The sequence below is a fragment of the Pseudomonas sp. NPDC087804 genome (assembly GCF_044742965.1).
Classification (GTDB): Bacteria; Pseudomonadota; Gammaproteobacteria; order Pseudomonadales; family Pseudomonadaceae; genus Aquipseudomonas; species Aquipseudomonas rustica.
Genome location: NZ_JBIUVN010000002.1, coordinates 1 through 25,848, shown reverse-complemented (window position 1 = coordinate 25,848; position 25,848 = coordinate 1). Strand labels below are relative to the sequence as shown.

The following is a 25,848-nucleotide window of genomic DNA, read 5'->3' as shown; positions in this document are numbered from 1 at the left end:
AACCGGTGCAAAAGAGAAACATCCGGCTGCAATTCCCGACCTCTGATTGCGTGGATCCAGCCACCGTTACGACGGCCAAACTGTTACCGTTTCCAGCGAGATCGAACCATACAAGGACGTATCATGCAGCCTTCCCTCACTGAACGTTATCGCGGCGCCCTGCTCGGCCTGGCTTGCGGTGACGCGGTTGGTACTACAGTTGAGTTCAAACCGCGGGGATCATTCCAACCGTTGACCGATATGATCGGAGGCGGCCCGTTCCGGCTTAAACCGGGGCAATGGACTGATGACACTTCGATGGCGCTGTGTCTGGCGGAAAGTCTGCTGAACAAAAATGGATTCAATGCTGCTGATCAAATGGGCCGCTACCTCAACTGGTGGCAATGGGGTTATCTGAGTTCGACTGGTGAGTGTTTTGATATCGGGATGACCGTCAGTCGGGCACTGGAGCAATACCAACAGACGTCAGATCCCTTTGCGGGCTCAACCGATCCGTACAGCGCCGGCAATGGCTCACTAATGCGTCTGGCACCGGTGGTGCTGTTTTACTTCCCTGATGCCCAGCAGATCCAGACCTTTGCCGCCGACAGTTCACGAACCACCCACGCCGCAGCTGAAGCCATCGAGTGTTGCCAATTATTGGCAGGGCTGATTGCCAAGGCTCTTGAAGGCGCAACCAAGGCAGAGCTTCGCCAACTGCCATCAGCCAATTTCTCGCAACCCAAAGTCGCTGCGATTGCTCGCGGGGATTACCTTGGCAAAACCCACGCGGACATAAAAGGCAGCGGCTATAGCGTGCAGTCGCTGGAAGCGGCGCTGTGGTGCTTTCAGCAAACCGACAGCTTTGCCGCTGCGATTCTGCTGGCCGCCAATCTGGGTGATGATGCCGACACCACCGCCGCAATCACCGGTCAACTGGCCGGCGCCTATTACGGCGTGCGTGGTATCCCGGGACACTGGCTGGAGAAACTGCATGACGGCGCCGAAATTGCGGCGACTGCAGATCGATTGCTTGACGCCTCCAGATTGCGTACGCCTGAGTAGGCTCGGCGTAGTCGCTACACTGCCTGACACTTACTATCGACACAGCGAGAATCCTCATGTCCCCACGCCTGTTGCTGGCCCTTACGCCATTACTATTCCCCTCCCTCGCCCACGCCGCCGTCGACTGCGCCAACGCCAGCGATCAGGCGACGATGAATCAGTGCGCCGGGCAGGATTTCAAAGCGGCGGATAAAGAGTTGAACACGGTGTATCAGCAGATTACCGGGCGCTTGAAGGATAACCCTGAGGGCAAGAAGCTGTTGGTCAGTGCGCAGCGGGCGTGGGTCGGGTTTCGTGATGCGGAGTGCAAGTTTTCGGCATCGGGGGTCGCGGGCGGGAGTGTTTATCCGTTGATTTACAGCAATTGCCTGACGAGTGTGACCAAGGTGCGGGTTGAGGCGCTGAAGGAGTATTTGAAGTGTGAGGAAGGTGACATGAGTTGCCCGGTGCCGGGGGCCTGAGTTTTGCGGCGGTTGTGAGGGCCTCTTCGCGAGCAGGCTCGCTCCCACACTTGAAATGCATTCCAATGTGGGAGCGAGCCTGCTCGCGATGACGTCAGTGCGGACGCCGCCGATTATCGGACAAATATCTGCGCCGTGGTAATCGCCATATCCCCCCCTGGCAATTTGATGCTCCCGACCTGTTTCATCGTCTCGGCATCAAAAATCGCCACGTCATTAAACGTCCCGGCCAGATAGATCTTGCTGCCCTCCTTATTGAACGAAATGCAGTAATAGGAGTGCTCCAGCGTCGCCGCCTGGATGAGTTTCTTCTGCTTGATGTCGTACTTGGCCAGCCGGTTGAGCACGCCAAACATCAGGTTCGGATCCTTCGGCGAGCGCATGCCGCTGAAGTAGATTTCAGTCAGCGGCCCGAAGTCGGTGGTTTCGGTCTTACCGGTTTTCAGGTCGATGCTGAACAGTCCGTACAGATATTCGGCGGTGGCTGGATCCTGCTTCTTGTCCTTGAATTTCGCCGTGGTATAGAGCAGCGAAAAATCATGGCGGAAGGTCTGCTGGTTCCACACGTAAAGCACGTCCGGAGCACTGTAGTTCGCGCGTTTCCAATGGCGACTGGGGATCAGCACATCGAACTTGCCGCTCTGTACATCGACCTTGTAAACATCAGCACCCGCGACATACAGCGTGCCGTCATCGCCACTTTGCATGATGGTCAACTGCCGAGGCGCCGGGAAACTGCGCACTGGTTTTGCATTCATCCCGGCATCGGTCGCATAGACATCCAGACGTGGCTGTTTCACCTCATAACGGTCGTTGAGCATCTGCGTCGGGTTAGCAATGGTGTACAGCTCTTTACCGTCGTGGCTGACGGTGAACGCGAACATCGACCGCGCCTTCTCCCCCGGTTGCTGAGTGATGCTGGCGTGAAACACCTGTTTGCAGCTGTCCAGCTCGACACCGTAAACGTCGGCGTAATGGTTGTTCAGCACATACGCGGTCTTGCGATCCGGTGACAACTGCACGGTGCCGGGGCCAAACGCGTCGGGCATCTTGCAGGTCTTGTACAGACTGTCGGTGGCCAGATCGAGGACGTGCAGGTTGTTTGGGTAATTAGTGGTCACCATGTACTCGTGACCGTCTTGCAGCGCGGTGTTTTCATCGGCCAGAACGCTGAACGAGCAGACGCTCAGCGCGGCGAACGCGGCCAGGCCGCAGGCTTTGATGCTACGCATACTGGAATCCTTCTTCTTGTCCGGGGCGATCACTTGTCTTTGGGGAAGACCGTGCCGAGATTGCGCCAGTTGTCGTTGGACGCCTGGGCATCCTTGTTCCAGTCCGGGTAAGTGCTCATCATGTCCGGCACCTGCGCCGGCCACCAGCACGGATCGGAGCAGCCATACAGGTCAGCTTCCATCGGCTGGCACAGCGACGACACGCCGCCAAACGCATCGATTTCCCAACCCGGATCAGTGGTCGATGCGCAGCCCGCCACCGAACTCATCGCCACCACTTCTTCGATGCGGTTTTCCTCCGCGGCCTGATCGAGCTTCAACGCTTTGTTATTGATTGCCTTGAGATGTTTCATATCAGTGAGCCTTGCGCGGAGTGATGTAACTGCTGATAAACGCAGGGTTATTGGCCATGATCCGGGTGTAGACCTCGATGCCGAAGTCGACCCAGTCACGCATCAATTCGCAGTAGTGATACGTCGGGTGAGTCGGGTCGCCGTAGCGCGCGTAACTCTCGTGGTAGCAGCCGCCGGAGCACAGGTTGCGGATCTGACAATCCTCACAACCGGTGTTGCTGCGATCCAGACGCTGCGACAGAAAGTCATTCAATTCGACCTGTTTCACGCCGCTGTGCACGTTGCCGAAAGTCGGCAGCGTTGAGCCGGTAAAGCGGTGGCACAAATTGAGTTCGCCCTTGTGATCAACCGCGAGCATCTTCAGCCCGGCACCGCACGGCAGGGCTTTTTTGTGGCCTTCGTGGATATCGGTAATCAACTGATGCAGGTTGGAAAAGCCAATATTTCGGTGCTCCAGCGCCGCTTCCAGATAACGTCGACCGAGACGCTTCATGCTGGCGAAGACTTCAATCAGTTCGTCGCTGCTGAGGTTGAAACTGCTGATATCACCGGAGGTCACCGGGGCAAAACCGACCTCGGCAAAACCCAGTTCGTTGAACAGGTGATCCCAGATTGTTTCGACGTCGGTGACGCCAGTGGTCAGCGTCACGCGCGCACCGACCGGACGGCTGTTGTAGCGCGACAAGAGCATCTCGGCTTTACGTCGCACCACGTCGTAGGTGCCCTGCCCGCCCACAGTGATGCGGTTGCGGTCGTGCACGGTTTTCGGCCCGTCGATGCTCACCGACAAGCCGAAGCGGTGGGCGTTGAGGTAGTCGACGGTGTCTTCGGTCAGCAGCGTGGCGTTGGTGGTCATGACGAATTCGACGAACTTGCCGGCCTCGCGAAAACGCTTCTCGCAGTAGTCGACCATGTACTCGATCAGCTTGCGATTGCTCAGCGGTTCGCCACCGAAAAACACCACGGTGAAACGCTCTTCATCCGGCGATTCACGCAAGAGCATTTCCACCGAAGCGATGGCGGTTTCGACGTCCATTTTCTTGCCGGCGGACGGCTTGTCGAGGTCTTCCTTGTAGCAATAGGTGCAACTGAGGTTGCAGCCGGTGTTGACGTTGAGCACCACGGTGTTGATCGCGGTGCGCTCGACGCGTTTGGCCGCGATGTCCGGGGTCAGTGGCGAACCGTCGCTGACCAGTTCCAGCGAGATCAACTCGCGCAGGGTCTCGTTGATTTCCTCGCCGTTGAAGCGCGCGGCGAGGCGCTCGATCAGGTCTTCCGAAGAGCAGCCGGGGCCGCGCAAGGTGTCGATGATGGTGCCGGTCAGATCATCGCTAGCAAACAGCGAACTGCTGGGAATGTGAAACAGCATGCGGTCGGCGTCGACGTGCACTTCGTGCAGATTACGTTCAACCAGATTCAAGATAGCGCCCATTGCAAACCTCCTGTGCAGGCCCCGCTTGGCTGGGCTTGCGGTCATTCCGAAAAGTGTCTGAAGCGTGTGCGTTCAAGCCAACTCAAGGAATGGGTGGATTGTTCCAGCGTTGCACGGTGACGATCAGATGGCCTTCGCCGGTGAGAGATTTCCCCGCATCATCGACGGCGGCGATCACCTTGAGGTTGCCGGCATTGTTGGTGGACATTTTCCGCGCCGGATTCGGCCCGGCATCGCCCGGTGTGAACACGCCGGCGTCGGCCTGCATGGTGCCGGCAAACTTGACGTCCTCATCCTCTTTGGCGCGATCGTCGAAGGCTTCGACCTTCCACTGCGCCGGGAACACGCCGATGCGATACGGCTTGCCATCGGCGCCCTTGCCCCAGGCTTCGGCGTCGAAACGGCCTTGGACTTTCGGCGTCGAACCACCGCCCTCGCCGATCCGCGCCACGGAGAATTCCGGCACGACTTTGACCGAGGCGATGCTGTTGTAAACCGACAGGCTCGGGCCTTTCAGATTACCAACGCTGACGGCGCGCAGACCCGTTTGGGCATTGGCGGCGGCTTTGATTTTGACTCTGATTCTCTCGGCGTTTTGCTCGACGACTTCGACAACTTCCACGCCTTTGCCGAAGTTCGGTTTGCCGCTCAGACCGCTGCCGATCAAGGTCACTTCGGTTTCGCTGTCGACCTTCACGTAACCCGGCTGCACGGCGAGCAAACGTTGCGAGCCTTGTTTGGCGGCGACGAAATCGAGACCGCGTTCATCGTGCTCGGCCTCAAACATGCGCCCTTGCATCGCATTGCCCTGCGTGGCGAACACCTGGCGCATGGTCACGCCATCGACGCTGACGTTGCCGCGCCATTCGTAGCCGCTGTAGAGGATCGCGCTGCCGTCGCCATTGAATGCGCTGCCATCGGCGTATTGGCCTTTGACGCTGACCTTGAAAGTGTCGGTGCCATCGGCGGTCACGCTCATCACACCAGCGACTTCACCCTTGCCCGGCAGGTGACCGCTGAAGCTCCAGTCACCGACCAGCGCTGCGGCTTTCGGCGCGGTTTTCAGCCATTTCTGCCACGCTGGATTGTCCAGCGGATAACGCTTGGCCAATAGCGGCACCATCTCTTTGCGGGCAATATCGAACCAGTCGCGATCACGGGACATGGCCTGATATTCCAGCGACGGCCATTGACCGAGGTGGAAATTCACCAAGCGTTCCCACTCCTGCGCCGGACGCCGTTGCAAGGCAATGCGCGCCCCGGAGTGGCAGCGCCCGCACATCTGCGCGGTCTTTTCATCAAATTGTTCGACGGTGTTCAACCGACGCTCCAGCGCGTAACGCACGCCATCAGTTTCACTTGGCGCCAGGCCTTGGGTGTCGGCCAGGTATTTGACCAGGGTACGGCGGTCGTCATCGCTGATCTGCAGACCGTGCATGGTCTGCATGCGGGCGATGCTCATCAGCCAGCCTTCCGGGGTCTTGCGCTGGTGGCTGATGCGGCTCAGGGCGCTGTCGGCCTCGGGGGTGTGGCAGCCCTGACAGGTTTCTTTCAGGATGGTCTGGGCATCGCGGGCAGCCAGGCTGTGCGGCGAATGCAGGGCCACGCAAGCGGCCACGGCCAGCAGGCTGGCGCTCATGCCTGATCGGAGTCTTCTCTTCATCAACGTCGAACCTCGCACGGTGCTTTCTTATTGTTGTCGCTTATCGTTTTTATGGTTTCTGCCGTCAACGGTGTCACGCCGACGGAGGCAAGAGAAACGTCTGTGATGAGCAATACACGGAGCGTGCCAGCTTGCGGATAAGCTTTTCAATCAAGCATTTACGTGAAGATCACTGCGTTGCAGGGGTGGCGGGGATGTCGACTGGCGTCCAATTTCGCGACAACTGTTGCAGTGTGAGACAAGCATAGTTGTCGCGGGGTCGGGTGCGTTGGGTCAGCGGACGGAATTGTCAGGGTGAAACTGGTATTTCCCGCAGGACTGGCAACACCTTTGGCATGGTCGTTGAGCGTAATCTCTGGCCGCTGACTCCTTGGATTTTCGGGAAGCGACTTCGAGCCGATTTCCCCACCAAAACGCAAACGCGATCAGCAAAATCATGCTGAGTGACCATAGGCCCATGATGATATAAAAACTCATGATTTCTCCTCGAACAGGGCAACAGCATAAGAGGCAAGAAGTACGAAAAAACTACTGACAGCCATCGCTGCACTTGCCCGAATCGTGTTGGCATCGCTACCGTCGCCAATCACCAGCGAAGCTCCGCCTGTCACCATAAATCCAGTACCGATACCCATCATTAAACTGGTTATCCATCGAATGCTTTTGTTGTTCATCGACATCCTTGTGAAGAACTGAACCTGCCAATTCCATGGCAGGAAAACTGAAAAACTGCAGTGATGATCCCATCAGCCCTTAGTGCCGAATACTGCCTATCAACATTCGATAAGCCGCTGGATAAAGAACTTAGCTCGAACCTCTTCAATCCACCAGATGCCCTAAATCAACAGCGCAGCGACTCTTCCTACAGCAGTTCGGCCACTGTTTCGTCCGGCGCCTGCCAGGCCTGATCCGATCCGTATCTTGCATCTCAATGACTGTCGCGTTTTGCGACAAATTCACCTTTCCGCGCGCCTCAACATCCACCTCTCATGCCCGGCACAACAGGCTCGCAAGCCTTCCTGAGGCATTTGGCACAGCCATTGCGAAAGCCCTCCCAACGACAACGAACAACAAGAGGCTTCGCCATGTCCCTTCCGCATCTGCTCCCTGCCACTTCAGCTTTTATCCAGCGCGCACCGCGCATGTTGATCGGCGGCGCTTGGGTCGAGGCCGCCGACGGCCAGACCATGCCATTACACAACCCCGCCATCGGTGAAGTCCTCTGCGTGGTGCCCCGCGCCACACCGGAGGATGTCGACCGCGCAGTGCTCGCCGCGCGTCAGGCCTTCGATGATTCCGCCTGGAGCCGCACCCGTCCACGCGAGCGGCAAAACCTGTTGTGGAAACTCGCCGATCTGATGGAGCGCGACGCCGAACTGCTGGCGCAACTGGAATGCCTGAACAATGGCAAGAGCGCAGCAGTGGCGCAGGTAATGGACGTGCAACTGGCCATCGATTTTCTGCGTTACATGGCCGGTTGGGCGACAAAAATCGAAGGATCCAGCGTCGAGGTGTCGCTGCCGCTGATGCCGAATGATCAGTTCCACAGTTTCATTCGCCGCGAAGCCGTCGGCGTGGTCGGCGCCATCGTCGCCTGGAATTTCCCGCTGTTGCTGGCCTGCTGGAAACTCGGCCCGGCGCTGGCCACCGGTTGCACCGTGGTGCTCAAACCCGCCGATGAGACGCCACTGACCGCGCTGAAACTGGCCGAACTGGTGCTGGAAGCGGGTTACCCGGAGGGCGTGTTCAACGTGGTCACCGGCACCGGGATCACTGCGGGGTCGGCGCTGACGCACAACCCGTTGGTCGACAAACTGACTTTCACCGGATCCACCGCTGTCGGCAAACAGATCGGCAAGATCGCCATGGATTCGATGACCCGCGTCACCTTGGAACTGGGCGGCAAATCGCCGACCATCGTCATGGCCGACGCCGACCTGAAATCCGCCGCAGCGGGCGCGGCCAGTGCGATTTTCTTCAACCAGGGCCAGGTCTGCTGCGCCGGTTCCCGGCTGTATGTGCAGCGCAAGCATTTCGACAATGTCGTCGCCGATATCAGCGACATCGCCAACGCGATGAAGATGGGCAACGGCCTCGACCCAAGCGTCGAGATGGGCCCGCTGATTTCCGCGCGCCAGCAGGAACGCGTCTACAACTACATCGAGATGGGTCGCGAAAGTGGCGCGACCATCGCTTGCGGTGGCGAGCAATTCGGGCCGGGTTTTTTCGTTAAACCGACGGTGATCGTCGATGTCGATCAGAAACACTCGCTGGTGCAGGAAGAGATTTTCGGCCCGGTGCTGGTGGCGATTCCGTTTGATGACGAGGCCGATGCGCTGCGCATGGCCAATGACAGTCCTTATGGTTTGGGCGCGAGTATCTGGTCGAATGATCTGGCGGCGGTGCACCGGATGATTCCGCGGATCAAGTCGGGATCAGTGTGGGTCAACTGCCACAGCGCGCTGGATCCGGCGCTGCCGTTTGGTGGGTACAAAATGTCCGGGGTCGGGCGGGAAATGGGGTATGCGGCGATTGAGCATTACACCGAGCTGAAGTCGGTGTTGATCAAGTTGTAGAGATCAACAGCACCCTCACCCCAGCCCTCTCCCGGAGGGAGAGGGGGCCGACCGAGTTGTCTGGTGAGCTGCATCGACCTGAAAGACCGAGTCGATGATGGATTCAATGGTGATCGCTTAAGTCGGTGTGCCTCGCCAATCTCCCCCAATCAGTCCCCTCTCCCACTGGGAGAGGGTTAGGGTGAGGGCCGATACCCCTGACCCAGCAACCATCCCCGAATCACCCGCCTCTGCTCTTCACTCAAAACCGCCAACACTAGCTCCGCCGACTCGGTGCGCAACCGCCTCACCAGCGGCGCGACCTCAACCCCTTGCACGTGCCAGATCCCCAACGGCTGATCCGCCGTAATCACCACCTCAGCCTCATCCACAAACCCATCCCGCAGCACCGGCATCCGCTCAATCCGCAACGCCGAAAAATCCGCCTCCGCATGCGCAACCTGAGCATCCGGCCACTGCCGCCGCGCCTGCCAGAACGGCTGTTCAGCCCAGCGCTGCTCATCGGCATAAAAGTCCCTGCCGATCCGCGCAAAACGCAAAAACATCTGCTCCACCCGATGCTGATGAAAGCGCTGCGCCAGCGCCGCGCGCTCCGGTTTGCACAGCAGCGTGTTGATCACCACCGGTGCCTGCAACGCCGAAGACAGCGACTGAAAAATCCCGTTGCCCGACAGCGGATCCACAGCCATAGCCGCATCACCGACGCGAATCCAGTTATCGCCGCACACCTGTGCCGCCAAAATCGCCGTGCTGCTGCGAGCGTGCAGTTGCAGATCGGTTTCAACTGAATCGGCAAAAAACACTTGCGCAAACGAGGAAGCCTGGCGACGTTGACGACAGTAATCGAGCAACTGCGCCTTACCCGGCAAATCAGCGCTGGCTACGTCCACCGTCCATTGCCAATAACATTGCCCATCGGCCCGGCGCGCCATCCACGCCCAGCCATCCTCAAGACTTTCCACCGCACTGGCCGTTATACCCGGCGCGCCTTGCCAGCGATTGAGCAGGCTGACCGTCTCCGGCCCGCGCAAGCCCTTACCGAGTGCCGGCGCCTGCCGTCCGCGTGCTTCCACCAAAAACTCCGCGTGCAACGTTTTGCCGCCATCCAGTTCGATCCGATGCTCTTTCGCCGAGGACTGCACACTCAGCACGCGCGCTTCGATCAGCTCAACCCCGGCCGCGCGCAAAGCCTCACGCAAACCGCGATCAAACGTCGGCCGATCCAATAGAACTTCGATGTTCTGCGCGTGCTGCTGACCGTTCCAGTTCACCTGTCGTTGCGAAGGCAATATCGCCTCGGCCAGCGCCTGATGCAGTCCCGCGCCGCGCAACGCCTCCAGCACTCTCTGCGATACACCTTCGAGGGCGGAAAAACGTCGCCACTCGCTGACCAGCGTCACGCCATAGCCCAACCGCCGCAGCCCCAAAGCTACCGCCGCACCCGCCGGCCCGGCACCAAAAATCACGATCGCGGTCACGGCGCAAACCGCCGCTCAGGCCCGCGATACCGGGCTTTTACTTTCAGCCATTCGACGACTTCAGAATTACTAGCCAGAGGATGCTCCAGCAGAAACGCAGCGATATGTCCGCTCAACGCCGCACAGCCCAGACTGGCCCCGGATTGCCCCGGATAAGTGCCACGCACGCACGCCGCAAAATCGGACTGCGCACTGTCGAGCCACGACCATTGTTCGTCGGTGCACCGCGCATCCCCGGTCACCCGCAACACCTGCGGATAACTCGCCGGGAACACCGCCGCGCCCTGCGCCGGACTCGACGCGCAGAGCAACACGCCACGCGCTATCGCCGCCGCACAGGCTTCGCGCAACAAGCTGCGATCCTGACGCAAACCGAGACTCAGGTTGATCACGCGAACGTCTTGCGTGACCAGCCAATCAATCGCCGTGGCGATCTGCAAAGCACTGGTCACGCCGCGCTGATCAAACACCTGCGCGACACACATCTGCGCGGCCGGTGCACGACGGCTGATCGCCTCGATCACCGCGCTGCCGTGGCCCAGCGGATCATCGCGTAAATCCCCCTCAGCCAAACCCTCTTCCAACAACGAAAAGCGCCGACCGGCAATCACCTGCACCCGTTGCGCAGCCGAGTGCCCACTGTCGACCACGCCGATGCGCAACTCAGGCTTCATGCAGCACCGTTTTCGACGTCAGCACGCCGTCGAGCAATTCAAAGCGCAGATCGGCATCGGCCAGGGTCGACGGTCGATGGCTGATAAGGATGCGTGTGCGCCCGGCGAACAGGCGGTCAATCGCTTCAATGACTTCGCGCTCGGTCGCTTCATCGACCGCTGAAGTGGCCTCGTCGAGCACCAGAATCAAGGGATCCTGCAGCAGCGCCCGGGCAATCGCGATGCGCTGTTTTTGCCCCCCGGACAACTGCTGACCACGCTCGCCCAACGGACTGTCGAGGCCTTCCGGCAGCGAGGCGATCAAACTGTCGAGTTGCGCCAGCCGCGCCACTTCGGCAATTGATTCACGATTGGCATCCGGCATTGCGTAGGCAAGGTTATCGGCGAGGCTGCCGCGAAACAGCACGATGTCCTGGCTGACCACCGCAATGCGTCGGCGCAACTCGAACAGATCCAGTTCACGCAGATCGACCTCACCGAGCAACACCCGGCCAGATTGTGGATCGTGATGCCGTTGCAGCAGATCGATGAGGGTTGATTTGCCAACTCCGGAGCCACCGCTCAACGCGACTTTCAAACCGTAGGGAATCGTCGCTTCGATGCCGCTCAACGTGCTCGGCCGCCCCGGATGGCTGAAGTGCACATTGTCGAAACGCAGTTCGCCCGAGCCTGGCAACGGTTGCGGCGCAACCGGTGAACGCACGGTCGGTTCTTCGCCGCGCAATTCCATCACCCGACCAAGGCTGACGGTCATCCGCTGAATCGCCACGTACAGCCCCAGCAAGCTCTGCACCGGCCCGACCGCCATGCCCAGATACGTCGAAAACGCAATCAGGGCGCCGAGCTGCCAAGTACCCTGCACCACCCAATAACCGCCGATCAAAAATGCACAGGCGCGGGACAACGAGGTCAACGTGCCGGGCACAGCCTGAGTAAAAAACTCGGTAACTTGCAGGCGCAGCAATTGATTCATGTAGCCCTGCCCAAGATGTTCCAGACGCCGCGCCTCACGCTGCTGCTGGCCCGCCGATTGAATAAACTTCATCACCGGTAAGGTCTCGACCATGAACGACGACATGTCCGCCGAACGCTCGCGCAACTGCCGCACATCACGCTCGACCTTGCGCCGCATCCAGCGCAGCCACAACACGTCGAGGGGAATCAGCACCAGCGCCAGCAGCGAGAGTTTCCACGACAGGGTGAAGAGCATCGCGATGGCGACCACCAACCCGATCACACTGGAGACCGCAGAGAACAGCGAATCCACGGCAAAGCGCTGAATCTCCGCCACATCGCCATCCAGACGCGACATCAGGTCACCGATGCGCCGCTGCCCATAGAAACTCGGCGACAGGGTTTGCAGGTGCCGATAGAGGTCGTCGCGCAGGGCAAACAGAATCCGCCCGGACAGGCGCGTGTGCAGAAAACGGTTGATCCCCGACAATGCAGTCCCGAGCAATCCGGCGATGATCATCAGCACTGCAATCATCACCAGCATCGGAAAATTGCGCGCCAGCAGACCGTCGTCGATCAGCAATTTGATCAGCCACGGCTGCACCAGCACCAGCAACGAGGCGCACACCGACAGCGCAAGCAAACCGGCAATCGCCAGCCGCTGCGGACGGACAAAACCGTAGAGCCAGCGCAACGCTGCTTGCAGCGCGGCGGGGTCGCGGCTGTCGATCAGCCGTACGATCAGGCGCTGCATCACGAGCGCAACTGTTTGAGTTTGCGATACAGCGTCGCGCGGCTGATGCCCAGCGCTTCGGCGGCGGCAGAAACGTTGCCCTGATGGCTGTCGAGGGACTGGCGGATCATTTCCAGTTCGTTTTCGCGAATACTTCCGGCCGCCGGTTTCTCGCTGGCGGTCAGTTCATCGAGCATGCTGTCGGGCAGATGATCGAGCGTCAGTACGCTGTCGCCCGGTTCGCGCATGGCCAATGCGGTGCGCAAGACCATTTCCAGTTGGCGGATGTTGCCCGGCCAGTGATAGCTGGCGAGCAGCCGGTCGAGGTCGTCATGCAGGAGCACATTTGGCGCGTCGAGTTTGCTGAGTAAACGGCTGACCAACGCGGCGAAATCATCGCGCTCGCGCAAGGCCGGGAGCATCACGCTGATGCCGTTGACGCGGTAGAACAGATCCTCGCGAAACTGCTTGTCGGCGACGAGAATTTTCAGATCGCGGTGCGTGGCGCAGATCAGCGCGACGTCGATGTCCTGCTCTTCACCGGCGCCGAGCGGCGCCACTTTGCGATCCTGCAACACGCGCAACAACCGCGCCTGCAAGGCCAGTGGCATGTCGCCGATTTCATCGAGGAACAGCGTGCCGCCGTGGGCCTGCTGCAAGCGGCCAATCATGCCGCCGCGCCGCGATCCAGTGAACGCGCCTTCGCGGTAGCCGAACAGTTCCGACTCGATCAGGCCTTCGGGAATCGCCGCGCAATTCACCGCAACAAATGGTTTGTCGCAGCGGCTGCCGGCCATGTGCAAAGCGCGGGCGATGACTTCTTTACCGGTGCCGGTTTCGCCGAGCAGCAACACTGGCAATTCGTTTGCCAGCCCTTGGCGAGCCATGCGCAAGGCACGGGCGTAACGGGCATTACTGCCAGCCAGCGCGTCAAGATCGGGTGGTGGTTTGATGGATTTCGCTACGCTGCGCGGTGGCCCGCCAAGGTTGACCGACCGCGCCGGTGCACGCAGGGTTTTGTAGAAAAACTCACCTTTGGCGGTTTGCAGACTGCCGACACCGCCCTGCTGTAAACGACTGAGCAATTGCACGCCATCGACCCCGAGAAACTCTTCACAACGATGCCCGAGCAGCGCCGAACGTTCGGCCCGCAGTAGCTGACACGCCTGCGCGCTGACCGCGAGAATCTGTCCGCCGAGACTGACCGCGAGCAAGCCCTGCCACGGCGATTCCAGATACTGCCGACGACTGTGAAACGCCAGGACAATCTGATCCGGGAAGCTGTTATTGAACACCCGGCTTTCGATCTGACTGACCGCCATGCTCAGCAGCGCGGTGCTGTCATGTACGCGACCGAGCGGGCCTTCGCGGGTCAGATCGAGGACACCGAGAATCTCGCCTTGCGGGCAATGGATCGGCACCGAGGTGCAGGAAAAATCAGTCAGGCGATCAAGGTAATGTTCGCCGCAATCGATCAGCGTTGGCCGGGCTTCGACCAGTGCAGTGCCGAGGGCATTGGTGCCGCGAGCCGCCTCGCTCCAGCAGGCGCCGAGGGTGATGTCTTGCAGACCACTGCCCTTGAGCCGGTCAGCGCGCCCTTCGACGGCGAGGATGGTCGCGTCGGAGTTGGCGAGGATGATCAGGCCTTCTTTGCCTTGGCGTTCAGCGAGGTAATCGATGGCCGGCATCGCGGCGTCGATCAGCAGGCGATTGCTTGCCAGCAGCACGTCGAGGCTGGCGCTCGATTCCAGCGTCAGCTCGTGTTTGCCGTTGAAGTGCACACCGTGGCCAAGACTGCGTCGCCACGAAGCATCGATCTCCGCACGCAGCACGCCGTCAGGCACCTGGCCTTCCAGATGCAACTTTTCCCGGGCGAGCCGGGCTTCGTGATGTGGCTTGGGATCGGTGGTTTTTATTAGAGTCATCAAGCGCTCCGCAGCGGTCCGCTTTGCGCTTTTATTATTTCAGCGCCCTGACGGCAATCTTTACGTTAACGTCAGGGCGATGGCAAGCACCGTAGGGCGCTTGGGGTTCCGGCAGATGAAACCAGTCATCGTTCTTCGCGAGCAAGCCCGCTCCCACAGGGGCAACGCATACCAACTGTAGGAGTGAGCCTGCTCGCGATAGCGGTCGCTCTGCTCACACAAAACTCAGATCTGCCAAACCTCACCATTCACAAAAAACGCCCGGGCATTATCCTCAAGACTCTCCAGGTGATATCCACCCTCCTGCACAATCAAACACGGCAACCCAAGCTCGCGAATCCGCTCACCCAAGGTGGCAAACCCTTCACGCGTCACCGCCACTTTGCTCTGCGGATCCAGCTCATAAATATCGAACCCCAACGACAGCACCAGGACCTCGGCACCAAACTCACGCACCGCCGCCAACGCCACATCGAGTTGCCCAAGGAAATCCGCTTCACTCGCACCATGCGCCATCGGCAGATTGAGATTGAAGCCCTCCCCCGCGCCCGCACCGCGTTCTTCGGCAAACCCGGCCACGCCCGGATAGAAGTTGGTCGGATCGCCATGCACCGAGGCGTAGAGCACGTCATCGCGGTCGTAGAATATTTCCTGAATGCCCTGACCGTGATGCATGTCGGTATCGAGCACCGCGACCTTGGCGAACTTGTCACGCAACACCTGCGCCGCCACCGCCGCGTTGTTCACATAGCAAAAACCACCGGCGGCTTCGGCACGCGCATGGTGTCCCGGCGGGCGGCACAGCGCGTACGCCGCCGGCTCGCCATCGATCAACGCCTGCGCGCCCGCCACCGCGCTTTGTGCCGACCAGTACGCCGAACGCCAGGTCTGCTCGCCGACCGGGCAACTGCCGTCGGCGAGATACCGCGCGGCCTGAGCGAGGATGCCGCGCAGGGCATTGGGTTCGCGGACGAAGATGTTCGACATGACTTCATCGCCCCAGTCTTCGGGGATTTCCTTCCAGCACGCGTGCGCTTCCTGGAGGAATGTCAGATACGGCGCGCCGTGTACCGCGAGCAATGGTGCGAGTCCGGCGTCGGTCGGTTGCTCAACGTTGAAGCCCAGATTGTGCGCGGCCTGCACCAGACGCTGCGCGCGCTCGGGGACTTCCTGCGGCGTGCGCATCTGGCCACGGGAGTAGTAGCTGCGTGGATGGTGGAGCAATTGTTCTGGGTGGAAAAAACTGCGCATGGGATGGATTCCTGTCAGTTAATACAAACCTTCAAAATGACCGATTTCAACTGTAGGAGTGAGCCTGCTCGCGATAGCGGTCTGTCATTTGACGTTGATGGTGGCTGACACGGCCCCATCGCGAGCAGGCTCACTCCTACATGGGGATTGGGGATTACCGGGAAATTTCAGCGCGAGCCAGGACGGCGTTGAGCAGCACATCGGTGCCTTGGCGCACATCCTCGGGCAGCACGTCTTCGGCTTCGTTGTGGCTCAGGCCGCCGACGCACGGAATGAACACCATCGCGGTCGGGCAGTATCGCGCGAGCAAAATCGCGTCATGCCCGGCCCCACTGACAATCGATTGCTGAGCGTAGCCCAGCGCATCCACCGCCGATTGCACTGCCGCCACGCACTCGGCGTCGAACGGCGTGGCCGGGCTGATCCAGTGCGGGGTGATCGTCACGCTCAAACCCCGCGCATCGGCGATCGCCTGCAAACGTGCGCGCACTTGTTGTTCCATCGCGGCGATAGCGTCGTCACGGTGATGACGCAAATCGACGGTGAAATTCACCAGCCCGGGAATGGTGTTGCGCGACGATTTATTGATGCTCAGTTCGCCCACGGTGGTGAGCCCTTCGGGAGCGAAATCCGTCGCCAGTTCTTCAATCGCCTGAATCATCCGTGCCACGCCGTACAAGGCGTCCTTGCGCAACGGCATCGGCGTGGTGCCGGCATGCGCGGCCATGCCTTCGACGCGCACATCGAGCCAGCGGATCGCTTGGCCACCGGTGACCACGCCGATGCTTTTCGCGTTGTCTTCAAGGATCGGGCCTTGCTCGATGTGCGCTTCGAAATAGGCATCCACCGCACCTCCTAAGGCACGGTCAGCGGCGTAACCGAGGCGCTGCAATTCTTCGGCAACGCTGATGCCGTTGGCGTCGCGCACCGCCAATGCGGCCTGCAAATCCATGATCCCGGTGAACACCGCCGAGCCGAACATCGCCGGGGTAAACCGCGCACCCTCCTCATTCGTCCACACCGCGATTTCCAGCGGTTTGCGGGTTTTGATGTTCTGGTCATTGAGGCAGCGCACCACTTCCAGACCGGCCAATACGCCGTACACACCATCGAAGCGGCCACCCTCCGGTTGGGTGTCGAGGTGACTGCCCATCATCACCGGCGCCGCGTCCGGATCGGTGCCGGGACGACGGGCGAACAGGTTGCCGATGGCATCGACACTCAGCGTCATGCCCGCTTCACGGCACCAGTGGGCGAACAGTTCGCGGCCTGCTTTGTCTTCGTCGCTCAACGCCAGACGGCAGCTGCCACCGCGTGCGGTTGCGCCGATTTCGGCCATCGCCATCAGGCTCGCCCACAGGCGTTCGCCATTGATCTTCAACATGAGGTGCTCCTGGAATCCGAGATTAGATTGAGGCCATTTCCGCGCGATGAGCGCTGGCATGGCGGCGTGCGAGGGACAACACGCAGATCAGCGAAACCGCAGCGATCAGGCTGTAGAACACCGCGAGCGGCCACCACTGACCGGTGAATTTGTGCGCGAGCATGGTGCCGATCAGCGGCGTCAGACCACCGGCCACCGCGCCGCAAATCTGATAGGCCAGCGAAATCGCGGTGTAGCGCACGCGGGTCTCGAACATGCCGCTGACGTACCCGGCGATCACCGCGTAAAACGACGCCATGCACACCACCGCCAATGCGATGCCGAGAATGATCAGCGGCGCCTGCGCCGAACGCACCAGGACAAACATCGGATACGGCGAGGCCATCGCCAGCAGCGACACCAGACACAGGAAACGCGTGGCGCCGATCTTCTCCGCCGTCCATGCCGCCAGCGGCTGAATGCAAAACTGAATGATCGCAACGACGAACAGGCATTCAAGAATCAACGAGCGCGGCAGCGCCAGTTGCTGAGTGGTGTAGGCGATCATGAAGGTGTTGGTGAAATACACGCCGGCAATGCCCAGCGTGTTGGCGCCGATGCACAGCAACAGTGGACGCCACGCGGTGCGCAGAACCTCCATCACCGGCGCTTGTTCCTTACGGGTTTCCTTGCTCGCTTTCTCGCGGCTGGCGAGGAATTCCGGCGACTCATTCACGCCCAGGCGAATCGCCAGACCGACCAGCAGCAACAACGCGCTGGCGAGGAACGGCAGACGCCAACCCCAACTCATCAAATCTTCTTCGGGCAAACGGGTCACCGCGCTGAATGCCAGCAGCGAGAGGATCAAACCCGCCGGGCTACCGAGTTGGGCGAAGGACGCGAAGAAGTTGCGCCGGCCCTTCGGCGCGTGTTCGCCGGCCATCAACACCGCCCCGCCCCACTCGCCACCGACGGCGATACCCTGGACGACGCGCAGCAGAATCAGCAGCACCGGCGCGGCCACGCCGATCTGGGCGTAGGTCGGCAGCAGACCGATGCACACGGTGACCACGCCCATCATCAGCAACGTGATGATCAGCGATTTCTTGCGGCCGATGCGGTCGCCGATGTGGCCAAAAATGATCCCGCCCAACGGCCGCGCAAAAAAGCCCACGGCGAGGGTGCCGAAGGCGGCCATGGTGCTGAACAGTGGATCATCGGAAGGGAAAAACAACGCGCCGAACACCAGCGCGGCGGCGGTGGCGTAGATGTAAAAGTCGTACCACTCAATCATGGTGCCGATAAAGGCAGCGGCTGCCGCACGGCGCGGCTGGTTGGAAGCTTGGGGCTTCATGGTCGGGCTCCTTTGATTGTTTTTTTGGCAGGAGGAAAACGCTGGGGCGAGGCACTCTGGCGGTGCCTGTCTGGGAGTGATTTATCGTCCCGGGGCTATGATTAGTCAATTTTCTATTTATTATTCCGACTATTACGCCAACTTATAATCGAGGCCACGATGGCTGAGCGCGATGTACAACGTCTGCTGAATGATCGTCTGGACTGGAACCTGTTGCGCACCTTCCGCGTGATCGGTCAGGAACTGAGCATCAGCCGCGCCGCCGCCCGTTTGCACCTGACGCAACCGGCGGTGAGCCAGGCACTCAAGCGTCTGGAAGAACAACTCGGTCGGCAACTGATCGCCCGGCGTGGCCCGCGCTTTGCCCTGACCGAAGTCGGCGAGCAGATCTTCGAACTCGCTGGCGAGATTTACGGACAGGTGTCACAGGTCGGCGGATTGCTCGAACAGCCGGCCGACGAAGTGATAGGCAAAGTGCGCCTGTTGATCATCAGCCGGATCTTTTCCGACCGCTTCGATGACTTTCTTGCCGACTTTCATCGCCAGTATCCACGGGTGGATCTGGAGGTCGATGTGATGCGCAGTTCCGACATCGTCAGCGCCTTGCAGGAGAAAACCGCGACCCTCGGCCTGAGCCTCAATCGCCGCCCGCAACCGCGTCTGGAGCAGCGTTTGTTTCTGCGGCAGCGCTATGCGTTTTTCTGCGGCAAGCACCATGAATTGTTCGGTCGCGAGGACGTCAGCGAAGGCGATTTGCAGCGCGAGAATTTCGTCAGTTTTACCAGCGATCAAATTGGCGGAATGCTCTCTCCGCTGACGATTTTTCGGGATCAGCAGGGTTTCAGCGGACGCATCGTCGCGTCATCGCCGAGCCTGGAGGAAGTACGGCGACTGGTGATCGCCGGGTTCGGGATTGGTTGTCTGCCGGAGCATGTGGTGGCGGCGGACGTTGAGGCGGGATTGCTCTGGCGACTGCCGCCTCACGAAGGGATTGCCGATGTCGACATCCATTTACTGTGGAACCGCGACCAGCGCATGAGCCGCGCCGAGACGCTGTTTATCGAACGCTTGCAGGCGTGCCTGGCGGATCAATAACCCAGCGTTCTGTCGGCGCTGTTGAGTAGCTCTTCCCCCGAATTCAGTCGGCGGAAGTTCTCGGCGATCTGCTCGGCGATGCAGTCGTGAGACGCTGCCGAGGCCATGTGCGGGGTGATCGTTACACCGGCGGTTGTCCAGAGTGGATGGTCGCTGGGTAACGGTTCCTGATCGAAGACATCGAGTAGCGCGCCGCGCAGTCTCCCTGTTTGCAGCGCCTGTTGCAGATCCTCGATATTCAGGTGTGCGCCGCGTCCGACATTGACCAGTGCTGCGCCGTTGGCCAGGTGTTCGAACGTGGTTTGATTGAGGATGCCGCGCGTCTCGTGGGTCAGTGGCAACAGGTTGATCAGCAGCTCCACGTTGTGCAAAAACGCCGTGAAAGTTTTCGAGCCGGCGAAGGTCTGCACACCCGACAAATCCTTGGTACTTCGCGCCCAGCCACGGACGTCATAACCCGCTTTGGTTAAATCCTCAGCGATGGCGCTGCCGAGCGATCCCAGACCCATGATCCCGATCCTGAACTGACTCGCCGGGCGCTGCAGCGGGCGCTCCCAGTGCCGACGTTTTTGCTGTTGCAGCACCTGATCAAATCCTCGGTGAAAGTGAATCACCGCCCAACGCACATACTCGGTCATGCCTTGCCGATGACCGGGATCGACCACCCGGCACACCGGCAGATCCGGGCACGACGGATCGTGCTCCAGATGATCGATACCGGCAGCCACCGAGTGAATCACTTGCAGATTGGGTAACGCGGCGAGACTGCCCGGCAGCGGAAACCAGCAGGCCGCGATCTGCGCATCAAACGCTCGCGGGTCATCGGCCAGCACTGCCGTGAGGTGCGGCGCGCTGCGTGCAAACGCTGCCTGCAATTGCTTGAGCAACAGCAAGTCGCGGGACAACAGTGCAACGGTATTCATGACAGATAGGACTCGCGCTGGGAATCGATCAAGGTCAAAGCGGCCGCCCAGGCCAGGTCGATGATGTTGTCCTGTTCATCGCGGTCGAACTGTTCAGCGGTGTGCGCGCAGACTTCGTGGGACGGATAATGCACCTCCGAACCACCGGCCAATGCCTGCACTTGCGCCTGACAGGCACGCTCGAGAAAGTGGATTTCCTGAAAGGCCTGAGCCACGCCCGAGCCACCAACCAGCAAACCGTGATTGCGCAAAATCATCGCGCGGTGCGGGCCGAGGTCGGCGATCAAACGCTCGCGTTCATCCAGCGACAGCGCGATGCCTTCGTAGGTGTGATAAGCGAGTTTTCCGTAGAACTTCAGCGCGTGTTGGCTGATCGGCAGCAAGCCTTGTTTTTGCGCAGCGACGGCCATCCCGGCGGCGGTGTGCGTGTGGATCACGCAGTTCAGATCCGGGCGCGCCATGTGGATCGCCGAGTGAATGACGAAGCCTGCGGCGTTGACGCGATGACCCGCATATTCAGGGTCGACAATGTTGCCATCCTGATCGATGCGCACCAGATCAGAAGCACGCATGCGGTCGAAAATCACCCCGTAGCGGTTAATCAGAAAATGATGCTCCGGCCCCGGAATACGCAGGGTGATGTGCGTGTCGATCAAGTCGGTCATGCGGAAATGCGCGATCAAGCGATACAGCGCGGCGAGCTCACAGCGGGCTTGCCATTCAATCGGATCGATGTGGGCAGGTTTACTCACGAATACACCTCTTTGTTGGAATGCAGAACGACCGGCGCGGCACGCAGCCGAGCGAGGCCACAGACACCTATCAGCGACACGGTCGAGAGCAATGTGAAGAACACCGCCAGAGGCAGCCATTGTCCGGAAAACTTGCTGGCGAGCAGCGTGCCTATCAAAGGTGTGGTGCCGCCGGCGAGCGCGCAGCTCAGTTGGTACGCAATGGAAATCCCCGAATAGCGCAGATGCACCGGAAAAGCCTGAGTCATGTAGCCGGCAATCACTGCGTACAGCGCCGACAGGATCACCACCGCGACGGCAATGCCGAGGGTCATCAGCAAGATGTTTTGCGTGCCGACCAGCAGGAACATCGGGTATGGCGTGACCATGCACAGCAACGCAACCAGCGTCAGGAAGCGGCCTTCGCCAATGCGTTCGGCCAATAGCGCCGACAGCGGTTGCGAGAGCAGTTGAATCACCGTGACCAGAAACAGGCAGTCGAGAATCGTCGCCCGCGAAATGCCCTGGTATTGGGTGACGTAGGTGATCATGAACGTGTTGGTGAAAAAGAACCCGGCCGAGCCAATGGTCACCGCAGCCGCCGCGAACAGAATCTGCCGCCAGCACTGACGGATCACGTCTTTGACCGGGTATTTCGAGGTTTCGTTGTTCTCTTTGGCTTTGGCGAATTCCGGCGATTCATGCACGCCGGAACGGATCATCAAACCAACCATCATCAGCACGCCACTGGCGAGAAACGGCAGACGCCAACCCCAGGCGAGAAACTCTTCCGGCTCCAGCGAAGTGACGAGGCGGAAGGCGATCAAGGCCAACAACAATCCGGCAGGACTGCCAAGTTGAGCGAAGGATGCGTAAAAGGTTTTGCGCTTGGCCGGCGCATGTTCGCTGGCCATCAACACTGCCCCGCCCCACTCGCCACCAACGGAAATCCCTTGGATCAGACGCAACACGATCAAACCGATCGGCGCCCATATGCCGACGCTGGCATAGCTCGGCAGCAAGCCGATACCGGCAGTCGCCAGGCCCATCAGCGCCATCGTCACCAGAAGCATTTTCTTGCGCCCGAGACGGTCGCCCAAATGACCGAAAACCATCCCGGCCATCGGTCTGGCAATGAAGCCAACGGCGAAGCTGCCGAAGGCTGCGAGCGTGCTGGTAACCGGATTTTCGCTGGGGAAAAACACTTGCCCAAGCACCAGTGCGGCGGCAGTGGCGTAGATGTAGAAATCGTAGAATTCGATGGTCGTGCCAATGAAGGCAGCGGCCGCGGCGCGACGTGGCTGAGCGGTGGTGTGCATGCAAGGACCCTGTGTATTTATCGTTTTTTTGGGCAGGTTTCAGGCGGCTGACGGTCACGCTCTGTGGCGCTTGTGGGCTTTATCGCTTCCGTGACAGGATTAGTCAATTTTCAAAAACTTAAAGCTAGTATTAGCTCTGCTACTACATGGAGTGTGTGATGTCCTCTTCCAACCCTTGGGTCGGTCGGCGCTTTCTCAATGATCGGCTGGACTGGAACCTGTTGCGCACCTACCTGGTGATCGGCCAGGAAGGCAGCATGAGCCGCGCCGCTGCGCGCTTGCACATCACCCAGTCGGCAGTGAGTCAGGCATTGAAACGCCTCGAAGAACAACTGGAATGTGTGCTGATCGCGCGCAGCGGGCGGCGCTTTGATCTGACCGAAACCGGCGAGGAAGTCCTGCGTATCGCGGCGGATATTTATGGCGATATTTCACGACTGGGTACAGTCATCGAGCATCGCCATGATGACGTGGTCGGCAAGATCCGCATCCTCACGGTCAGCGGTGTGCAGGCGCGGCACTACGATGAGTTTCTGGCGGACTTCCACGAAACCCATCCGAAAATCGAGCTGGAAGTCGAGGTGATGGGCAGCTCGAACATCATCAGTTCATTGCTGCAAAAAACTGCCACGGTGGGCGTTGGCCTATGTCGTCTCGCGCAACCACGGCTTGAACGGCGGGTGTTGTTTCGCGAGACCTACGCGTACTTTTGCGGGCAGCGCCATCGGTTGTTCGGGCATCAGAATCTGTCGCTTGAGGAATTGGCGGCGGAGAACTTCGTCAGCTTCACCAGTGATCAGCTCGGCGGCAATCTATCGCCGTTGACGCTGTTTCGCGATCAGCAAGGGTTCACCGGCAAGATCGTGGCGTCTTCCACCAGTTTCGAAGAGATATACCGATTGATCTGCGCCGGATTCGGCATCGGTTGTCTACCTACGCACCTGGTACGGCGCGACGTCGAGCAAGGTTTGCTTTGGCGGTTACCACCGGATGACGGCGTAGTGGATTTCGATATCGAGCTGCTGTGGAATCGCGAGCAGAAGATGACTCAGGCCGAGACCGTGTTCCTCGACAGCTTCCAGCACATGCTCAGCTTGCGTGAGCCTGTGCTGTGAAGCTGTAATCGATCAAACGTGCGGATCGCCCGGCGCCTTGGCTGGCGCCGCGTATTGCGGCTTGAGATGGCCATCCTGATCAAGTAGCCAGGCGTCCATGATCTGCCGCACCACAGGACCTGCAACTCGGCCACCGGCCTCACCGTTTTCGATCATCACTGCGATCGCGATTTTCGGATGCTCGGCCGGCGCGAAGCCGACGAACAAGGCGTTGTCGCGATGGCGCTCGAGGGTTTTCTCGCGGTTGTAACGCTCACCCTGCTTGATCGCCACCACCTGCGCCGTACCACTCTTGCCGGCGATGCGGTACTGCGCACCGGCCGCTGCTGCACGAGCAATGCCTCGCGCATCGTGCATCACCATTTGCATACCGTGGTTGACCTGCTCCCAGTCGCGCGGGTCTTTGAGCAGGATGTTCGGCATTGGATTTTCATCGACCGGTGCCACGCCATCGACGGTTTTCGCCAGGTGTGGACGGTTCCACACGCCTTTGTTGGCGATCAGCGCAGTGGCCTGAGCCAGTTGCAACGGCGTGACTTGCATGTAGCCCTGGCCAATACCGAGGATCACGGTTTCACCCGGGAACCAGGCTTGGCGGCGGGTGGCGCGCTTCCACGCTTGCGACGGCATCAAACCGGGCGACTCTTCGAACATGTCCAGCGAGACTTTTTCGCCGAGGCCGAACATCGCCATGTAGTCGTGCAGGCGATCAATGCCAAGCTTGTGCGCGAGGTCGTAGAAGTAGGTGTCATTGGAACGCATGATCGCGGCGTCCATGTCTACCCAGCCATCGCCGCTGTGGTTCCAGTTGCGGTACTTGTGATCGAAGTCCGGGAGTTGGTAGTAACCCGGATCGAAGACGCGGGTTTGCGGCGTCACGACGCCAGCATCGAGACCGGCGATAGCCACTTCCGGCTTGATGGTCGACCCCGGCGCGTAGAGGCCGCGCAGCACGCGGTTGAACAGCGGCCGGTCTATAGAATCACGCAGCGCCGAATATTCCTTGGAGCTGATGCCGGTCACGAACAGGTTCGGGTCGAAACTCGGGTTACTGACCATGGCCAACACTTCACCGGTGGCCGGGTCGAGCGCTACTACGGAACCGCGACGATCACCCAGTGCCGCCTCAGCGGCTTCTTGCAGGTGAACGTCGAGGCTGAGAACGATGTTTTTACCCTGTACCGGATCCGTGTGCTTGAGTACACGCAGCACTCGGCCCTGGGCGTTGGTTTCCACTTCTTCGTAGCCGACGTGGCCGTGCAGCTGGGCTTCGTAGAAACGCTCGATGCCGGTCTTGCCGATGGATTGCGTGCCGCGGTATTCGACCGAGTCGAGTGTCTTGGATTCTTTTTCGTTGATACGGCCGACGTAGCCGATCGAGTGGGCGAAATGCGCACCGAGTGGGTAGTGGCGGACGAACTGCGGTTCAACATCGAGCCCGGGCAGGCGGAACTCGTTAACTGCCAGAACGGCGATCTGCTCTTCGGTCAATTCATAGAACAGTGTCACTGGCGTGAAGGGATGACGCGACTGCTTCATGGCCTTGTCGAACACCGTGCGGTCTTCGGCAGGCAGGTGCAGGAGGTTGATGACCTCATTCAGCTCTTCATTGACGTCGGTGGCGCGTTCGCGGGTGATGATCAGGTTGTAACTGGGGCGGTTGTCAGCCAGCAACACGCCATTGCGGTCGTAGATCAAGCCGCGTGTGGGCGGGATCGGCAAGACGTGGACGCGGTTGTTTTCGGAGATGGTCGAGTGGTAATCGAACTCGACCACTTGCAGGATGTACAGGCGCACTACCAGGGCACAGCTGACCGCGAAGACGAACAGGGCACAGGCGATCAACCGTTTGTTGACCAGACGCGTCTCTTTTTCGTGATCCTTGATCGGGATAGGTTCAGGCATTTCTACAGCAACTCTTTGACATAAATTAATGCCGTTCCTTGGGCATGACATCAGTCCGTTAAAAAACGAGCTGCACCATACCAAAAACTGCCCGGTCACTTCAGAACGTTTTTCTCCAATGGCAGGTCTTGCGACGGTCGGAACGGACTCAACGCGTCGTGAAAACTTTTCTTGCGGGCAAAACAAAACCCCAACTGCTTTCGCAATTGGGGTTTCGGAATTTAATCTTGACGATGACCTACTCTCACATGGGGAAACCCCACACTA

General features: G+C 59.8%; 22 protein-coding genes. 6 read left to right on the top strand and 16 right to left on the bottom strand.

Annotation, left to right across the window (positions count from 1 at the left end; translation table 11 throughout):
- Positions 1 to 123 precede the first annotated feature (123 nt).
- Both ACIOMO_RS07220 and ACIOMO_RS07215 read left to right on the top strand, forming a co-directional pair.
- On the top strand, positions 124 to 1,044 hold the full coding sequence (locus tag ACIOMO_RS07220; protein ID WP_401239508.1) for an ADP-ribosylglycohydrolase family protein: 921 nt from the start codon (positions 124 to 126) through the stop codon (positions 1,042 to 1,044).
- Positions 1,045 to 1,100: 56 nt separating this feature from the next.
- Positions 1,101 to 1,505 (top strand): lysozyme inhibitor LprI family protein, encoded by a 405-nt coding sequence (locus ACIOMO_RS07215; RefSeq protein WP_282358930.1) that lies wholly within the window; start codon positions 1,101 to 1,103, stop codon positions 1,503 to 1,505.
- A 113-nt stretch (positions 1,506 to 1,618) separates the two neighbouring features.
- Here ACIOMO_RS07215 and peaD read toward each other — a convergent pair whose 3' ends face one another.
- The 5 genes from peaD to ACIOMO_RS07190 all read right to left on the bottom strand — a co-directional run bounded on the left by peaD (position 1,619) and on the right by ACIOMO_RS07190 (position 6,859).
- Positions 1,619 to 2,737 (bottom strand): quinohemoprotein amine dehydrogenase subunit beta, encoded by a 1,119-nt coding sequence (gene peaD / locus ACIOMO_RS07210; protein WP_282357778.1) that lies wholly within the window; start codon positions 2,735 to 2,737, stop codon positions 1,619 to 1,621.
- A 29-nt stretch (positions 2,738 to 2,766) separates the two neighbouring features.
- Complete coding sequence (gene qhpC, locus ACIOMO_RS07205) at positions 2,767 to 3,090, bottom strand: quinohemoprotein amine dehydrogenase subunit gamma (RefSeq protein WP_064117830.1); 324 nt, start codon at positions 3,088 to 3,090, stop codon at positions 2,767 to 2,769.
- Between the two features lies 1 nt (position 3,091).
- Positions 3,092 to 4,522, bottom strand: a complete 1,431-nt coding sequence (peaB, locus tag ACIOMO_RS07200) for a quinohemoprotein amine dehydrogenase maturation protein (RefSeq protein ID WP_282357777.1) — start codon at positions 4,520 to 4,522, stop codon at positions 3,092 to 3,094.
- Positions 4,523 to 4,604: 82 nt separating this feature from the next.
- On the bottom strand, positions 4,605 to 6,185 hold the full coding sequence (gene peaA, locus ACIOMO_RS07195; RefSeq protein ID WP_282357776.1) for a quinohemoprotein amine dehydrogenase subunit alpha: 1,581 nt from the start codon (positions 6,183 to 6,185) through the stop codon (positions 4,605 to 4,607).
- A gap of 473 nt (positions 6,186 to 6,658) precedes the next feature.
- Positions 6,659 to 6,859 carry a hypothetical protein gene (locus ACIOMO_RS07190; RefSeq protein WP_282357775.1) on the bottom strand — a complete coding sequence of 67 codons (201 nt, stop codon included), beginning with the start codon at positions 6,857 to 6,859 and terminating at the stop codon, positions 6,659 to 6,661.
- 411 nt (positions 6,860 to 7,270) lie between these two features.
- On the opposite strand from ACIOMO_RS07190, the gene ACIOMO_RS07185 reads away from it, so the two are divergent.
- Positions 7,271 to 8,761 (top strand): aldehyde dehydrogenase, encoded by a 1,491-nt coding sequence (locus ACIOMO_RS07185; protein WP_282357774.1) that lies wholly within the window; start codon positions 7,271 to 7,273, stop codon positions 8,759 to 8,761.
- A 176-nt stretch (positions 8,762 to 8,937) separates the two neighbouring features.
- Here the strand turns inward: ACIOMO_RS07185 and ACIOMO_RS07180 are convergent, their stop codons facing one another.
- The 7 genes from ACIOMO_RS07180 to ACIOMO_RS07150 all read right to left on the bottom strand — a co-directional run bounded on the left by ACIOMO_RS07180 (position 8,938) and on the right by ACIOMO_RS07150 (position 18,493).
- Positions 8,938 to 10,239, bottom strand: a complete 1,302-nt coding sequence (locus ACIOMO_RS07180) for an FAD-dependent monooxygenase (RefSeq protein WP_401239502.1) — start codon at positions 10,237 to 10,239, stop codon at positions 8,938 to 8,940.
- Positions 10,236 to 10,913: a S8 family serine peptidase gene (locus tag ACIOMO_RS07175; protein ID WP_401239499.1), complete on the bottom strand. Its 678-nt coding sequence runs from the start codon at positions 10,911 to 10,913 to the stop codon at positions 10,236 to 10,238. Before ACIOMO_RS07175 ends, ACIOMO_RS07180 begins: the two co-directional genes overlap by 4 nt.
- The gene (locus ACIOMO_RS07170; RefSeq protein ID WP_282357770.1) at positions 10,903 to 12,621 is read right to left on the bottom strand and encodes an ABC transporter ATP-binding protein; all 1,719 of its coding nucleotides are present in this window, start codon (positions 12,619 to 12,621) and stop codon (positions 10,903 to 10,905) included. Before ACIOMO_RS07170 ends, ACIOMO_RS07175 begins: the two co-directional genes overlap by 11 nt.
- Positions 12,621 to 14,525 carry a sigma-54-dependent Fis family transcriptional regulator gene (locus ACIOMO_RS07165; protein ID WP_401239496.1) on the bottom strand — a complete coding sequence of 635 codons (1,905 nt, stop codon included), beginning with the start codon at positions 14,523 to 14,525 and terminating at the stop codon, positions 12,621 to 12,623. Before ACIOMO_RS07165 ends, ACIOMO_RS07170 begins: the two co-directional genes overlap by 1 nt.
- Before the next feature lie 225 nt (positions 14,526 to 14,750).
- Positions 14,751 to 15,776, bottom strand: coding sequence for a histone deacetylase family protein (locus tag ACIOMO_RS07160; protein ID WP_401239494.1), 1,026 nt, complete (start codon positions 15,774 to 15,776; stop codon positions 14,751 to 14,753).
- Positions 15,777 to 15,930: 154 nt separating this feature from the next.
- Positions 15,931 to 17,160 carry a Zn-dependent hydrolase gene (locus ACIOMO_RS07155; RefSeq protein ID WP_401239491.1) on the bottom strand — a complete coding sequence of 410 codons (1,230 nt, stop codon included), beginning with the start codon at positions 17,158 to 17,160 and terminating at the stop codon, positions 15,931 to 15,933.
- 22 nt (positions 17,161 to 17,182) lie between these two features.
- Positions 17,183 to 18,493: an MFS transporter gene (locus ACIOMO_RS07150; RefSeq protein ID WP_401239488.1), complete on the bottom strand. Its 1,311-nt coding sequence runs from the start codon at positions 18,491 to 18,493 to the stop codon at positions 17,183 to 17,185.
- 159 nt (positions 18,494 to 18,652) lie between these two features.
- Between ACIOMO_RS07150 and ACIOMO_RS07145 the strand changes: the two genes are divergently transcribed.
- Positions 18,653 to 19,588 (top strand): LysR family transcriptional regulator, encoded by a 936-nt coding sequence (locus tag ACIOMO_RS07145; RefSeq protein ID WP_400650400.1) that lies wholly within the window; start codon positions 18,653 to 18,655, stop codon positions 19,586 to 19,588.
- Here ACIOMO_RS07145 and ACIOMO_RS07140 read toward each other — a convergent pair.
- From ACIOMO_RS07140 to ACIOMO_RS07130, 3 genes are read right to left on the bottom strand one after another with little or no spacing between them, the layout of a single operon-like run.
- On the bottom strand, positions 19,582 to 20,511 hold the full coding sequence (locus ACIOMO_RS07140; protein WP_401239484.1) for a 2-hydroxyacid dehydrogenase: 930 nt from the start codon (positions 20,509 to 20,511) through the stop codon (positions 19,582 to 19,584). The genes ACIOMO_RS07145 and ACIOMO_RS07140 overlap by 7 nt on opposite strands.
- Positions 20,508 to 21,263: a class II aldolase/adducin family protein gene (locus ACIOMO_RS07135; RefSeq protein ID WP_401239481.1), complete on the bottom strand. Its 756-nt coding sequence runs from the start codon at positions 21,261 to 21,263 to the stop codon at positions 20,508 to 20,510. The genes ACIOMO_RS07140 and ACIOMO_RS07135 overlap by 4 nt, the downstream gene beginning before the upstream one ends.
- Entirely contained in the window at positions 21,260 to 22,561 is a 1,302-nt protein-coding gene (locus ACIOMO_RS07130) for an MFS transporter (protein ID WP_401239479.1), read from the bottom strand. Before ACIOMO_RS07130 ends, ACIOMO_RS07135 begins: the two co-directional genes overlap by 4 nt.
- 155 nt (positions 22,562 to 22,716) lie before the next feature.
- Here ACIOMO_RS07130 and ACIOMO_RS07125 point away from each other — a divergent pair, with 155 nt between their 5' ends.
- Entirely contained in the window at positions 22,717 to 23,676 is a 960-nt protein-coding gene (locus ACIOMO_RS07125) for a LysR family transcriptional regulator (protein ID WP_401239476.1), read from the top strand.
- A 12-nt stretch (positions 23,677 to 23,688) separates the two neighbouring features.
- Here ACIOMO_RS07125 and mrdA read toward each other — a convergent pair whose 3' ends face one another.
- A complete protein-coding gene (gene mrdA, locus ACIOMO_RS07120) occupies positions 23,689 to 25,581 on the bottom strand; it encodes a penicillin-binding protein 2 (RefSeq protein WP_053122139.1) in 1,893 nt (630 codons plus the stop codon).
- Positions 25,582 to 25,609: 28 nt separating this feature from the next.
- On the opposite strand from mrdA, the gene ACIOMO_RS07115 reads away from it, so the two are divergent.
- On the top strand, positions 25,610 to 25,848 hold a 239-nt coding region (locus ACIOMO_RS07115; protein WP_401239472.1), incomplete at its 3' end, for a hypothetical protein.